This is a genomic window from Paenibacillus sp. 01T431 (assembly GCF_056398625.1).
The window spans coordinates 86886-101550 of the sequence record NZ_JBFTPT010000006.1 but is presented as its reverse complement, the minus strand read 5'-3'; the positions used below and the strand labels follow the sequence as shown (position 1 = coordinate 101550).

The following is a 14665-nucleotide window of genomic DNA, read 5'->3' as shown; positions in this document are numbered from 1 at the left end:
CGTGAATGGCAATTCTAGTAACGGGCGGAGCAAGAAGCGGGAAGAGCGGATTTGCCGAGCAGTATGCGATGAGGGTTGCAGCCCGTGGATTTTATATTGCGACCTGTCAGCCGTATGATACGGAGATGCGCGAGCGAATAGGAAAACATCGCAAGGATCGTGAAGATGCAGGCTTCCGCTGGCAGACCATCGAAGATCCGCATGAAGCAGCAAATGAGCTTTACAGATTGAAAGAGCAAATCGATAAAGAAATTTCAAACGGACAGCAGCCTGCTGTCGTATTGCTCGATTGCTTAACGTTATGGCTGACGAATTGGCTTATGCGAATAGAACAAGAATCGTATGAAGATACGAGGCTGAAAATGGAGCAGCAGAAACTTCTCGAAGCTATTAACAACTATCCATATCCATTAATCATTGTAACCAATGAGGTAGGAGATGGCATTGTTCCGGCATATCCTCTAGGCAGGCTTTTTCGAGACGAGGCGGGGAGGTTCAACCAACAGATTGCTGCGATATGCGAGCGGGTTTTTCTCGTCACCGCAGGCATTCCAGTTGAATTGAAATCGCAAGCTTTTAACTGGGATCAATTATGATGATTTATTCAATAAAGGAGCTCCTGCTCCTCGCAGCAGCAGCCATTGCAATAGATTGGATCGTTGGTGATCCGAAATGGCCAACTCATCCCGTCATCTGGATAGGTAGGCTCATTCGACTGCTGGAACGTTTGCTTGCTCCAGAACGATTGAAGGAACATCCGGCTGCTGTAAGAGGTTTAGGTGTAGTGTTGACCGTTGTCACACTCGTTGTGAGCTGCGGCGCAATGTGGTTCATTATTTGGGCGGCAGATGCTATACATACTTGGCTAGGCTATGCGGTGAGCGCATGGTTTATTTCTACAACACTAGCGGTGAAGGGCTTAAAGGAAGCAGCCATGCTCGTTTATCATCCATTAGTGGAAGGCAGATTAGATGAAGCACGTAAATATGTTGGTTATATCGTAGGCCGAGATACTGCAAAGCTGGATGAGCGGGAGGCATCGCGCGCTGCAATTGAGACGGTTGCTGAAAATACGGTAGATGCGCTCGTGTCACCGTTGTTGTTCGCTTTAATTGGAGGCGCACCGCTTGCAATGCTCTACCGTGCAACGAATACGCTGGATTCCATGGTCGGATATCGCAATGAAAAATATAAGTATTTTGGCTGGTGCTCGGCACGGACGGATGATGTGTTAAATTATATCCCTGCAAGAATAACTGGCGTTTTGCTTACGCTGTCTTCGCTGTTTGATCAGAGAATGAAGGCGAAGCAGGCGTGGCTTGCCATTCGCACGTTTGCTCATTTTCATCCTAGTCCAAATAGCGGCATACCGGAATCAGCGGTTGCAGGGGCGCTAGGCATTGAGCTTGGCGGTATGAATTCGTATTTTGGCGTAATCAGTGAACGAGCAAGGATGGGATGGCCAACTCGCCAACTGGAACCAAACGATATTGTACTAAGCGTGCGGTTACTGTACAGCGTTAGTTTTATATTATTTGCGGGGGTGATCGCCGTATGGTTCGTCGTGAATTAAAGCTGCATTTCCAAGCACTTATTGCTGCTTTTCAATTTCTAACTCGTTTTCCAGTTCCCATCACGGTTCCTTTCCAAGGATCTGTTCTCTCGCGAAGTGTCGTATATTTCCCTGTAGCTGGTGCGTTTATCGGTATCTGTCTCCTTGCATGTACGTGGCTGCTAGCATTATTTGTCCCTGCTTGGCCATGTGCTGTACTGATTCTTGCGATATGGACTGCATTAAGCGGGGGCCTGCATTTGGACGGTTGGATGGATACTGCAGACGGCGTGCTGAGTCACCGCTCTCGCGAGCGTATGCTAGAGATTATGAAGGATAGCCGAGTAGGAGCGATGGGCGTCATTGCCGCAGTATTGCTCCTTCTTCTCAAAGCATCGTTATTAGCAGAACTGCTGAATGGTGGCCATTTTGAGCAATATGGACCACTGCTTATCATCGCGCCGATTTGGAGCCGTGCTTGGATGAGTGCAGCTATTGCAGGGTGGCCGAATGCCCGTCAGGGTGAAGGGATTGCTGTTTTATTTAATGAGGTCAAATGGACGCAGGCGACTGCTTCTTTTGTGATGGCAGCCATTCTTTCTGTCCTTACTTTTTGGATCGCCGGCACCGGTACAAACGTAGCATTAATAATGCTGCTTATTATCGTCATCTTAACGATTTGCTGTGGTGGTTTTATAGCAGCATGGTTAAATCGGAAGCTTGGCGGATTAACTGGGGATACATATGGTGCGATGAACGAAGCGATTGAAGCGTTATTGCTGCTTGCGGCGGTCATCTGGTTATATGCGCAATAGAAAAGGAGTTGTTTTTGTAAAATGTTAGAAAGATATGGTCATGGCGGCGATTTGCGGACCGCGGAAGAAGCGTTCGATATACCTGCGCATAAATTTGTTGATTTCAGCTCGAATATGAATCCGCTAGGAGCGCCGTTAAGCGTTAAACAAGCGCTTCTTACCTATGCAGATATGATAGAGCAATATCCTGATCCAGCCGTTCGCGGCCTAAGAAAGAAGCTTGCTGAACTACATAATATTGATGCTCAATCCATCGTAGTAGGAAATGGAGCGGCAGAACTAATCGATCTTATCGTCCGTACGCTGCAACCAAAGTTAACGACGCTTGCCATTCCGTGCTTTGATGAATATGGCGATGCCATTCGGAAAATTGGCGGAGCTGTGTATGAAATTAAATTATCATCTCACATGCAATTTAAGCTTAGCTTGGATTCCGAGCATTTATGCGAAGCGGCCGCAACAGGATCATTAGTTATGCTCGGTTCGCCAAACAATCCAACGGGTCAGCTCGTAGATCCAGAGCTAATTCGAGCACTCTTAAGTAAAGGAGCCTACGTCGTAGTTGACGAGGCGTTTATGGATTTTGTGCCTGATGAAGCACGGTACAGCCTTGTTCAAGAAGCAACTAAGCATGAACGGTTGTTCGTCATCCGCTCAATGACAAAATTTTATGCGATACCCGGCATTCGACTTGGATATATCGTTGGCATGCCTAGAACGATAAGCGGCTTGCGACGCTTGCAAATACCATGGAGCGTTAATTCTTTAGCGCAGTTGATTGGGGAAACGGTGCTGGATGAGAAGGATTATGCAGAGCGTACACTTGCTTGGTTAGAGCAGGAAAGACCTTGGCTCATGTCTGAGCTTGAGGCGATCGGCTTTGAAGTTAACCCAAGTGCGGCCAATTATTTGCTCATTCGGATTCCGAGCGATGCGGGTCTCAGTGCCAGCATGCTTCAGCTTGAGATGGGCAAGCAGGGGGTGCTTATTCGCGATGCATCGAGATTTGCAGGGCTTGATCATACGTATATCCGGGTTGCCATTAAACTTCGGCAGCAAAATGAACAGCTGATCGCTGCTTTTAAGCATTGCTTGAAATGGAATGAAAACCAAATCGGATAAGGAAATTTGAACGAATTGCAAAGTTCCTATCCATTCCAAATTAAACTCATGCATAAGCTTCTGTGACAGCCAAAGGAGGGAAAGCATTGACACAGCCCTTTCGCAAAGACCAGCATTATTATCAATCACAGCTGTGGTGCGGCGTAAGCTTACAGCTCCTTGAGGACCGCATTGAAGCAAGCAGCAATGTTCCTTTGTATGCGCTAAGCAGCGCGATTCATCCGGGCGGCTTTTCTTATACCAATCGTATTGTGAATTGGAAAGTTCCGCTTACTTATCAATGTGAAGATCCTGTTCTCGACATCATTAATCAATGTACGATATGGGGCTGCGAACCAGAAGTTACTGTAGGATTATTAACAGCAGCGAAGCTGACACATGCATCCATCACTGAAATGGAAGGCGATCGGTTTAAGCTTATCTGCTGTACGACGGTAGGCACACGAAACGCGGCAAGATCTGGTATGCCGCGAAGTACCTTCTCTGCTTATTCTCCGGGAACGATCAATATTGTTATTTTAATCGATGGTCAAATGACTGAAACAGCTATGGTGAATGCGGTCATCACAGCAACTGAAGCAAAAACAGCAGCATTACAGCATTTAGGCATCGTTGAGATGGAAACAGGACAATCAGCTACGGGGACGACAACGGATGCCATTGTCGTAGCGGTTAGTCAAGCAGCAAGCTGGAATGCGGTTCATGCGTATGCTGGTACAGCTACGACAATTGGGTGCACGATTGGAGAAGCGGTCTATGAGACTGTACTAGAAGCAACACGAACGCAGCATGATGACTAAGGATTAACGACCTTCGCCATAATTTCTATAAGGAGGTATGCGAATTGGAAATTTGGATACGAAAAGCGACGATCGATGATCTTAAGCTTCTCTCTCAAATGAACAAAGAGCTTATCGAGGATGAAGGCAGCCGTAATCCAATGACTCTCGTGCAGCTTGAAGACAGATTTCTTGGATGGTTGTCAAGCGACTGGGAGATTGCATTGTTTGAGAAGGCTTCTGCTATTTTAGGATATGCGGTATATCAAATCAGGGAAGATGATTTTTATCCAGAGGAGTCAAATGTTTATCTCAGACAGTACTACATCGCTCGACTGTATCGGAGCCATGGTTATGGAAGCGCAGTATAAAACAATTAGTCCGCGACTCATTTCCTAGCGGTGCCAAAGTAACGATTGATGTGTTGGCCTCCAATCCGCGAGGGCAACAATTTTGGACGAATTGTGGTTTTGAACCCTATTATACGAACATGCAGCTTAAACAATGAAACAGCGTACATGCAAGGCGCCAATTAGAGGGAATGCTCATTGATAAATATAAAAGAAGCAGCGGAATAAAATAGCGGAGTTACATTACAGCGATTGTGAAATCGTGTAAAATGATAAAGTTGAACAATCGGTCATAAGATCGATCGTGTGCCGCTTAGAACGGAGGAACATCCTTTGATTAAAATAGTAGGTTATACAAAACAAAAGCAATGGTTAACTGATTTAACGATAGAAGATCTAAACTCGCCTGAGCTTGACTGGTATTGGGTCGACTTTAGTAACCCGAAGGAAGAGGAGTGCAGACTACTCGATACCTTTTTTCATTTTCATCCGCTCGCTATTGAGGATTGCTACCATTTGCTTCAGCGGCCGAAAGTAGATCATTACGACGATATTCATTTTTTTGTGCTGCACGAAATTGAGCGTAAGACGTTGACCGTAAATGAAATCAATATGTTCATCGGTCCATCGTTTATTGTTACGTTTCATTATGAGCGATCACCAGAGATTGAGGAAGCTCAAACTAAGCTATTATCGAGCACGAAGATCGGCGACAAAGGCCATCTATATGCGGCATATCTCGTAATAGACAAGCTGGTTGATCAATATTTTCCTGCGGTTCATGAGCTGGAAGACCAGCTTCTTGACATGGAAATCGGAAGCGGCGACGAACAAAGTCAAACGGCGATGAGCGATATATTCAACATACGTTCTAGGCTGCTGCGTTTGCGCAAAACGATTGTCCCCATGCGTGATTTATTGTATCGTATAACGAATTCCGATCGCATTGACGGGCTGAAGCCTTATATGGCCTTTTATCATGATATTTATGATCATTTGCTCAAATTGACTGAAATGATGGATTCAAGTCGAGAGATGACGGCAGATCTTCGTGACAGCTTCATTTCCTTTAACTCCAATCGGATGAACTCCATTATGAAAACTCTTACCGTTATCACGACGATCTTCATGCCGCTCACTTTTTTAGCAGGCATTTATGGCATGAACTTTCAAAATATGCCTGAGCTGGAGTGGACGTGGGGTTATTTTGCTGTCATAACGATTATGCTCGTCATCGGCCTTGGCATGTATGCTTGGTTCCGAAGCAAAGGTTGGTTTAAATGAATGTTAAGGAGCTTGGAGAGCAATGGAAATGAAAGAACCCGCTCGGATGAGCAAAAAGCGGCTGTTCACCATAGTCGGCATTATGGCAGGCATTATGCTTGTACTCGTCTTGATGCTATATTTGATGATTATTTCACTTGGAAATCGCAATGCGGTTAATCTCTCAAAGTCAGATCAAGCATTGCATTACTCCTATTTTTCAAAGGTTTCAAGTAGTGGGGTAAAGCTGCACGTACTGCAAACAAAGCCCGCTTATGTCACGCTTGAAACGATCAATACAAATGTTACCCTTACTGGGAAGGTCGGCATTAACGGCGGATTTTTTTATGGCAACCAGCTGTTAAGCATCGGGGTCGTAAATAGCATTCCGGTTAATAAGGAAATTGGCAATTTCGGAACGGGAAGCGAAAACGTAAAATATGCGCGTGGCACACTCGTTTGGGACGGCGCTTCTGATTCATTAAGCGTTCAGGTTGCAAGCCAAGCGTCCGAGATAAAAGTGAAGGATCACACACGTTTCTGGGCACAAGGCGGTATTAGCATGAGCTTAGGCGATGATGCACATTGGATTGAGCAGTCGGTTAAGGAAAATGCGCCGTTCCCAGATGACAATCGCTTGCGATCGGCAGCGGTGTACGATCAAGCAGGGGCGTTATATTTAATTGTTAGTGAAACGAAAAACTCGCTTGCCGTATTTAGAGAAGCGATTATATCAAGCGTTGGCGATGGAAAGCTGGTTGACGGTATTTTTCTAGATGGTGACGGGTCGTCCCAGCTTTTTGGCAGCAAGGCATCGTTGCCTGGAGATAACAGACCGGTAGTACAAATGATCCGGATCGTAAAATGAGTTGAGATAAGATAAGGAGCAATCAGCATGAATCAACAGCAATTGCCGATTGATCAGGTATTGCCGGAACTGCTATTGGCTCTGCAAAGCGGTGTGAATGCGGTGCTAATCGCAGAGCCGGGAGCCGGAAAGACGACACGAGTTCCGCTTGCGCTGCTTGATCAGCCATGGCTGGGAAGCAAAAAAATAATAATGCTTGAGCCGCGAAGACTCGCCGCACGTTCAGCCGCACAGTTTATGGCAAAATCGCTTGGCGAGCAGGCTGGTGAAACGGTTGGTTACCGGGTGAGATTAGATTCTCGGGTTAGTTCGCAAACGCGCATTGAAGTGGTGACCGAAGGTGTATTAACGCGCATGCTGCAGGAGGACCCCGCACTCGAGCAGGTTGGGGCGATCTTGTTTGATGAATTCCATGAACGGCACTTGCATGGCGATCTTGGCTTAACGCTTTGCTTGCAATCACAGCAATTGCTGAGAGATGATTTACGCCTCGTTATTATGTCAGCAACGCTGGATGCAGAGCCGATTGCCGAGCTGCTTGAGGGTGCACCAATTATTAGCAGTGAAGGCCGGGTTTTCCCTGTTGAGACACAGTACATGAAAGCAAAGCTTACGGGACCTATTGAGCCCCACATGGCACGAACGATTATGGAAGCGCTCCGTTCGTTTGATGGAGATGTATTAGCGTTTTTGCCAGGTGTTGCAGAGATACGCCGCACAGCCAGATGGTTAATGGAGAGTGGCGTATCTTCATTTGCTCGAGTAGAGGAGCTGCATGGCAGCTTGCCGCTCGAGAAACAAGATGCGGCTGTTGCTCCATGTACTGATGGCGAACGCAAGGTTGTGCTTGCGACTTCCATTGCAGAATCAAGTCTGACCGTTGAAGGAGTTAAGGTTGTGGTAGACAGCGGCTTAATGCGAGTTCCCCGGTTTTCTCCAAGAACAGGCATGACTCGGCTGGAAACATTGCCTGTTTCGATCGCTTCCGCGGATCAGCGCCGAGGGAGAGCTGGGAGGTTGGCTAAAGGTGCTTGTTATCGGTTATGGACAGAGCAAGAGCATGTTTATTTGCCGAAACAGAGTACACCCGAGCTGCTTGAGGCAGATCTTGCTGCCCTTGCCCTTGAGTTAGCCATTTGGGGAATAAAAGATCCGCTGGAGCTTAATTGGTTGACGCCGCCGCCTGCAGCTGCTTATGAGCAAGCGGTTGCTTTGCTGAAAGAGCTAAACGCAATAGACGGTGACAGTAAACCAACAGCCGAGGGAGTGAAGATGGCACAGTTTGGTTTGCATCCGCGGCTCGGTGCCATGATTTTGCAGGCTTCAGAGCTAGGTTCTGCGCGACTCGCATGTGATGCAGCAGCTTTGCTAAGCGAACGTGATTTACTTCCACAGGAGCGCAATGTAGATGTGCAGCTACGGTTGGATTTGTTATATCAGCTGTCCGGAAAATTTGGCAAACTGCTGATGGGCGGCAGCTCCGAGCACCCTAGCAGTGGCGCAGTACGCCGAATTATCGCGCAAGCGGATCAATGGGAGCGGAAATTGTCAGCGCAACCCGCTGCCGAGACAGCTTCTGAGAAGACAGCTCAGCACAAGTCGCCTATTCCGATTGGCATTTTGCTGGCATTTGCGTATCCGGACCGAATCGCTCAAAAGCGCAGCGATGGCCGATATTTATTAGCTAACGGCAGAGGAGCGGTACTGCCTGAACTTCAGCCGCTATCGCGTTCAGCTTATCTTGCTGCTTGCGAGCTCGATGATACAGGCTCCGAAAGCCGGATTCGGTTAGCGGCTGAACTTCATCTAAGCGATATCGAGCATTATCTAAGTGGCTATATAATAGCTGAAGAGGTCGTAGAGTGGGATGCTTCTGCACAAGCTGTTCGTGCAAGGAAACGATTGCGACTTGGCAGTATTGTGATGAAAGAAACCATTCTTCAGAAACCGGATGAACAACTTGTTGCGGATGCTTTGATTTCTGCGATTCAGGAAACTGGATTTGTAATGCTGCCAATGAGCAAGCAAGCGCAGCAGTTGAAAGCAAGAATGAAGCTGATGGCGCTGGCTGGCGATGATTGGCCCGATGCTTCCGATGAAGCGCTGCTCGGCACGCTCGAAGAGTGGCTGAAGCCGCATCTATTTGGGATGAAGAGCCGTGCTGATTTACAGAAGCTCTCCATGCTTCAGCTGCTTGAAGGCAAGCTTAGCTGGAAGCAAAAACAGGAGCTTGATGAGCAGGTTCCTACCCATATCGTTGTGCCTAGCGGTTCTCGCATACCGATAGACTACAGTGATCCGGAGTCCCCTGTGCTCGCTGTAAGGCTACAGGAGCTATTCGGTCTAACGGATACACCACGACTAGCAAGGGGCAGGTTGCCGGTTACACTGCATCTTTTATCCCCTTCGCAGCGACCGGTTCAAGTGACTCGTGATTTGCGCAGCTTTTGGGAGAATACGTATTTCGAAGTAAAGAAGGATTTAAAAGGACGTTATCCAAAGCATTATTGGCCGGATGATCCTTACACAGCGATGCCGACGAATCGAGCGAAGCCGAGAAACACATAAGGGACTCAGCTGTTTCTGCCAAAGCACGAGAAATATCCCTATACTGAGAGGATGTGTGCCAAAGCAATGATCATTTATTTAGTCATACTATATTTGCTGTTTTTAAATATTTACACGTTTGCGCTTATGGGCTTTGATAAGAAAAGCGCTAAGAAGCAGCGCAGGCGTGTTCCCGAAAAACGATTGTTTTTGCTGAGTGCCATTGGCGGTGCAGGCGGAACATGGCTTGCGATGAAAAAATGGCGTCATAAAACAAAACATCGCTCGTTTACTGTAGGAATTCCTTTTCTGTTTGTCTTAAATATATTGCTCATTCTAGGAGCTGCCAAGCTTATTGGAATGACTGTAAACTCTTGATTGCTTTGAGAAGCCTTCCTATGGTATATTGGGGCTTCTCTTTTTTTTCTTGCACACCACAAACTTAGGAGGTAACTGACATGACCGTTCAAAGTGCCTATCAAGAAGAGCAGGATCGATTAACCGAGTCGCTGAATGATATTGTAAATCAGCTTCAAGAAATTGGTCCACGCTACAAAGGCGATGATTTCACAGAGCAAATGCTCGATTTACAGCAAGAGGAACGTAGACTTAGACTTGAAATATCGAAGCGTGAGCCTTATTTCGGCCGCATTGATTTTCAAGAGTTGCCAGTGGGTGAAACAAAACCCTTATATATTGGCAAAGCCGGCGTGGCAAAGCAAGGCAGCAATGAGCTGCTTGTCATCGATTGGCGTGCGCCAGCAGCAAGCTTGTTTTATTCCTTCACAGGCGGAGAAGCGCCAGCTTCTTATCAGTCGCCTGACGGAGAAATTGAAGGATATGTCCATTTAAAGCGAAATTTCATGATCCGCCAGGGAGAAATCATTCGTCTGGTTGATAGTTTTGTACGCGGCCAAGAAGAAGGCTCGGTAACGGATGAATTCCTTTTGTATCGCTTAGGTGAGAACAAGGATAATAAGCTGCGTGATATCGTTTCTACGATTCAAGGCGAGCAAGACCGTATTATTCGTGCGGATCGTAACAAAGCGTTGTTTATACAGGGCGTCGCGGGAAGCGGTAAAACGACCGTTGCGCTGCATAGACTTGCTTTCTTGCTTTATCAGTACGCCGATCGGATGCGAGCGGAGCGTATGATTATCTTTGCACCTAACCGAATGTTCCTAGACTACATATCCGGTGTATTGCCAGAGCTAGGCGTGGGTGATATTCAGCAAACGACATTCAGTGACTGGTCTCTTGAGCTGCTGGAGAAAACAGTAACCGTCAGCGATCCTTCCGATACGATGGCTTATTGGTTCGAAGAACGCAGAACTGCTTCAGAAGTGGAGAATGCATCCGGACGTTTTAAAGGGAATCTCGATTTTAAAGCAATTATTGATGAGCGGGTCGCTAACTTTGAGCAACGAATTGTGCCAACGACATCTTTTATGCCAATTGACGGGCTTGAGCTGTCGCCAGAGCAAATCCGCGAGTGGTATGATACCGATTATGGCGAAGAGACGCTCATGAAGAAACGAGATCGACTGGTTAGTCGGATTCGTCGCTGGATGGAGTCCGAGCTGAAGATGAAGCGGATTGTTGATAAAAAAATAAGAGCGAAGGCGCTCACTAAGTTTAATAGCTACACCAAAAAAATTCCGGCCTATACCTCTTTACAGCTATATGCCTCGTTGTTCAGCGGCAAACAGCTTGAGAGCCGTATTCCTAAGGTTATCGCAGCTGCAACTGCCGAACGATTAAAAAAAGAAATGGCTGCTGCGGAGGATTTGGCACCGCTCGCCTATATCCAGCTTCAGCTATTTGGATTGCCGAAGCAGTTTTTCGATCATATCGTTATTGATGAAGCACAGGATTATTCTCCGTTTCAGCTGGAAGTACTGCGGCTGTGTCAAAGAACAGCATCGATGACCGTGCTAGGCGATTTGCAGCAAGGAATTCATGCCTACGCAGGCGTACAAAGCTGGACAGAGCTTACCGCTTTGTTTAATGAAGAGCAGATTGACTTTTATGAGCTCAATCGAAGCTATCGTTCGACAATGGAAATTATTGAATTTGCCAACAAAATTTTAGGAAGCATGATCGGTGAAGTCAAACCTGCGGTGCCTGTTTTCCGAAGCGGAGATGCCGTTCTTGCAGTGCCAGTTGAAAACGATAATTGGCTAGCTTCCATTGAAGGTACTATCCGTGAATGGCAATCGAAGGCGGAATATGAGACGATTTCTGTCATTGGCCGTACAGCGATTGAATGCGAAGAAATTTATAACTTCTTGATTAAGCAAGGTTTGGATGCTTCGTTAGTGCAGAGCAAGCAGCCTGCATATGGCGGCGGCCTGTCTGTAGTACCTGTCTACTTGTCTAAAGGTTTGGAATTCGATGCCGTTCTTGTAGCAGATGCGAGCGAGGAAGCTTATTCTGAGCTTGATGCGAAGCTATTGTACGTCGGATGCACGCGCGCCTTGCATAAGCTTAAGCTGTTTTATCGCGGAAAACTCACATTACTGCTGGGCGACGAAGCTTAATTTCGATATAATAGGCAGCAACATAACGTCTATCCGGAGGCTACTTATTTATGAACTGGGACGAATGGCTGCCGCCAGTATGGCTCTCTTTGAGAGTATCTATTATTGCTAGCATTATCGTTGCCATTATTGGAATGCTCGTAGCACGCTTCATGTCACAGCATTCTTTTAAAGGCAAAAGTATCATAGAAACCTTCTTCATGCTTCCGCTTGTCCTCCCCCCAACCGTCGTTGGATTCATTCTTCTCATTACGCTTGGACGAGAGAGCTGGATCGGTAAAGCATACGAGTGGTTATTTGCTCAACCTATCGTTTTCTCATGGATCGCCGCGGTTATCGCGGCGGTCATTGTTGCGTTTCCGCTCGTTTATCAGACGATGAAGGTTGGTTTTCTTTCCGTCGATCGCCATCTTGAGGATTCTGCACGTTCAGCAGGAGCCAGTGAGCTGCAGGTGCTGAGATATATCACGCTGCCGCTTGCTAAACGATCACTTACTACGGCATACTTGCTAGGATTTGCTAGAGGCCTTGGCGAGTTTGGCGCAACCTTGATGATTGCAGGAAATATACCAGGTCGAACGCAGACAGTACCTACTGCTATATACATCGCTGTTGAGACGGGTGAAATGGGAATGGCTTGGGCTTGGACGATAGCTATTATTTCGTTCTCTTTTGTCATGCTGCTGTTTACGGGACGCAAATTGGAACAATAATGTGAAGGACGAATCCGAATCCAGTTTTTCTGCGTATTACTTGCGGAGAAGGAGCGTGCCCGAAGATGCCTACTGTCATGGATTCACCAGAACATTTGAAATCTGCTTTGCTTGAAATAGAGAAATGGGAAAAAGAACAGAAGGATTTATGGTTTTGGGAAAAGCTTGGGCGTTTGCCATTTATGCTGCTCGACAAAATTACTCCAAAGTTTATACAGGAAAAACTTGGACTTGCAGTGGATGAGATCGGAAGCTATATTCAAAATGGCGGGAAATATTTGATTTCGGAGCGTTCGGTTATTGATAAACTGCATCAAAATGCTGCTCAGAACGATGTGCTACTTGGAGCCGATCATGAAGAGACGACCATTAACGATGTAGCTAATATGCCGTTGTCTATTTTAAACTTAACTGCTGAGCAATTGGCATCCAGTCGTTCGAAAATGGCCACGCTTCAAGGGGCAACGACAGGAATTGGCGGCATTTTTACATTAGCGATCGATATTCCAGCAATACTCGGCTTATCGCTGAAGATCATTCAAGAAATCGCGATTTGCTACGGATTTGATCCAAAGAGCAAGGAAGAACGTGTATTTGCAGTTAAAGTAATGCAATTTGCTTCTTCAGATATTGTAGGAAAAAAAGCGATACTTGATGAGCTCAGTGCTTATGAGGAAGTGAACCGAAGCAATCAAATGCTGTCGCAGCTGCAGGGCTGGAGTGAAGTGGTTGCTGTTTATCGGGACAATTTTGGCTGGAAGAAGCTATTTCAAATGATACCTGTGGCAGGCATGTTATTCGGAGCGTTCATTAATCGGGGCATGTTGAATGATGTTGCAGAAGCAGCAACCATGCTGTATCGAAAACGCAGAGTATTGATAAAGCTGGGGGAAAATGAGGCGAAAGCATAATGACGACGAGCAGCATGAGAAAGACCATAGCCGAGCAAGCGATTGCTTTCCTAGGTGAAGCGTATTATGAGCTTGGAAAAACCGAAGAAGAAGCGAAGCGGCGAATTGATGAAGTGCTGAAGCAATTAGAAGATACTGGTTATTATACACATACGTATGAAGAGTTAAGGCATGGTGCAAAGATGGCGTGGCGGAACAATAACCGCTGTATCGGTCGATTGTTTTGGCAGACGCTGGAAGTATTCGACGCACGCGATATAGTGGATGAGCAAGACGCCGCAAAACGAATCTTCCAACATATGAGCTATGCAACAAATGGAGGTAGAATTAGGCCAGCTATTACGATTTTTCCGGCCAGCCACTCTCAAAATAACGTAAGAATTTGGAATCATCAACTCGTACGTTATGCAGGTTACAGCGAAGGGGAAGCTATTATTGGCGATCCTGCCTCCGCAGCCTTTACAGCTGTTTGTGAGAAGCTGGGCTGGAAGGGGGAAGGTACTCGATTTGACGTGCTTCCGCTAGTTATTTCGCTATCAGGGAAATCGCCTAAATGGTATGAGCTGCCTAAAGAGAACGTGCTAGAGGTTGTGTTGACGCATCCTGAAAATCAGGAGTTCGAGCAGCTCGCATTGCAGTGGTATGCCGTTCCTTTTATATCCGATATGGAGCTTGAAATAGGTGGAATTTTGTATAAGGCTGCTCCTTTTAATGGATGGTATATGGGTACAGAAATCGGAGCGAGAAACCTATCGGACACCAGTCGCTATAATCAGCTGCCCAATGTTGCAAAGCTTTTCCAATTTGATATGTCAACGAATACTTCGTTATGGAAGGACCGTGCTTTAACGGAGCTTAATGTAGCTGTACTGCATTCATTCAAAAAGCAGGGAGTCAGCATTGTTGACCATCATACAGCATCGGAGCAGTTTCTACGTTTTGAGAAGCAAGAGCAGGAGCAGGGTAGAGCTGTGACCGGTCGTTGGTCATGGCTTATACCGCCTATGTCACCCGCTACAACGGGCATATGGCATCGCAGCTTTGATGATACGGAACGAACGCCTGCTTATCGAGCACAAGCTGCTCCATATTAAGAAAATAATGTATGAAATGTAGTAAGATAAATAGAGGAATGTTAGTTCATGAATTGGGCTAATCTCCTCTATTTTTTTATTTTAAGCATGTGAAGTCGAATTTTGAGATGA

General features: G+C 46.4%; 14 protein-coding genes. All 14 read left to right on the top strand.

Going from position 1 to position 14665, the window contains the following annotated elements; all coding sequences use genetic code 11:
* Nucleotides 1-5 precede the first annotated feature (5 nt).
* The 14 genes from cobU (at nucleotide 6) to AC1DM9_RS12485 (ending at nucleotide 14554) form a co-directional block, all read left to right on the top strand.
* Nucleotides 6-596, top strand: a complete 591-nt coding sequence (gene cobU / locus AC1DM9_RS12550) for a bifunctional adenosylcobinamide kinase/adenosylcobinamide-phosphate guanylyltransferase (protein ID WP_441884668.1) — start codon at nucleotides 6-8, stop codon at nucleotides 594-596.
* Nucleotides 593-1573, top strand: coding sequence for an adenosylcobinamide-phosphate synthase CbiB (cbiB, locus tag AC1DM9_RS12545; protein WP_477580268.1), 981 nt, complete (start codon nucleotides 593-595; stop codon nucleotides 1571-1573). Before cobU ends, cbiB begins: the two co-directional genes overlap by 4 nt.
* Nucleotides 1555-2367, top strand: coding sequence for an adenosylcobinamide-GDP ribazoletransferase (cobS, locus tag AC1DM9_RS12540; RefSeq protein ID WP_477580266.1), 813 nt, complete (start codon nucleotides 1555-1557; stop codon nucleotides 2365-2367). The genes cbiB and cobS overlap by 19 nt, the downstream gene beginning before the upstream one ends.
* A 21-nt stretch (nucleotides 2368-2388) precedes the next feature.
* Nucleotides 2389-3489 carry a threonine-phosphate decarboxylase CobD gene (cobD, locus tag AC1DM9_RS12535; RefSeq protein WP_441884662.1) on the top strand — a complete coding sequence of 367 codons (1101 nt, stop codon included), beginning with the start codon at nucleotides 2389-2391 and terminating at the stop codon, nucleotides 3487-3489.
* A gap of 86 nt (nucleotides 3490-3575) precedes the next feature.
* Nucleotides 3576-4289: an adenosylcobinamide amidohydrolase gene (locus tag AC1DM9_RS12530; protein WP_477580264.1), complete on the top strand. Its 714-nt coding sequence runs from the start codon at nucleotides 3576-3578 to the stop codon at nucleotides 4287-4289.
* 44 nt (nucleotides 4290-4333) lie between these two features.
* Nucleotides 4334-4639 carry a GNAT family N-acetyltransferase gene (locus AC1DM9_RS12525; RefSeq protein WP_477580262.1) on the top strand — a complete coding sequence of 102 codons (306 nt, stop codon included), beginning with the start codon at nucleotides 4334-4336 and terminating at the stop codon, nucleotides 4637-4639.
* A gap of 312 nt (nucleotides 4640-4951) precedes the next feature.
* The gene (corA, locus tag AC1DM9_RS12520; protein WP_477580260.1) at nucleotides 4952-5902 is read left to right on the top strand and encodes a magnesium/cobalt transporter CorA; all 951 of its coding nucleotides are present in this window, start codon (nucleotides 4952-4954) and stop codon (nucleotides 5900-5902) included.
* Between the two features lie 22 nt (nucleotides 5903-5924).
* A complete protein-coding gene (locus tag AC1DM9_RS12515; protein WP_477580258.1) occupies nucleotides 5925-6749 on the top strand; it encodes a hypothetical protein in 825 nt (274 codons plus the stop codon).
* Between the two features lie 27 nt (nucleotides 6750-6776).
* A complete protein-coding gene (gene hrpB / locus AC1DM9_RS12510; protein WP_477580256.1) occupies nucleotides 6777-9317 on the top strand; it encodes an ATP-dependent helicase HrpB in 2541 nt (846 codons plus the stop codon).
* Between the two features lie 66 nt (nucleotides 9318-9383).
* On the top strand, nucleotides 9384-9674 hold the full coding sequence (locus AC1DM9_RS12505; protein WP_477512729.1) for a DUF1294 domain-containing protein: 291 nt from the start codon (nucleotides 9384-9386) through the stop codon (nucleotides 9672-9674).
* Between the two features lie 80 nt (nucleotides 9675-9754).
* Nucleotides 9755-11836: a HelD family protein gene (locus tag AC1DM9_RS12500; protein ID WP_477580254.1), complete on the top strand. Its 2082-nt coding sequence runs from the start codon at nucleotides 9755-9757 to the stop codon at nucleotides 11834-11836.
* 50 nt (nucleotides 11837-11886) lie between these two features.
* Nucleotides 11887-12549 (top strand): molybdate ABC transporter permease subunit, encoded by a 663-nt coding sequence (modB, locus tag AC1DM9_RS12495; RefSeq protein WP_477580252.1) that lies wholly within the window; start codon nucleotides 11887-11889, stop codon nucleotides 12547-12549.
* A gap of 65 nt (nucleotides 12550-12614) precedes the next feature.
* Entirely contained in the window at nucleotides 12615-13460 is an 846-nt protein-coding gene (locus AC1DM9_RS12490) for an EcsC family protein (RefSeq protein WP_477580250.1), read from the top strand.
* Nucleotides 13461-13474: 14 nt separating this feature from the next.
* Nucleotides 13475-14554: a nitric oxide synthase oxygenase gene (locus AC1DM9_RS12485; protein ID WP_477580248.1), complete on the top strand. Its 1080-nt coding sequence runs from the start codon at nucleotides 13475-13477 to the stop codon at nucleotides 14552-14554.
* The last annotated feature ends 111 nt before the right edge of the window (nucleotides 14555-14665 follow it).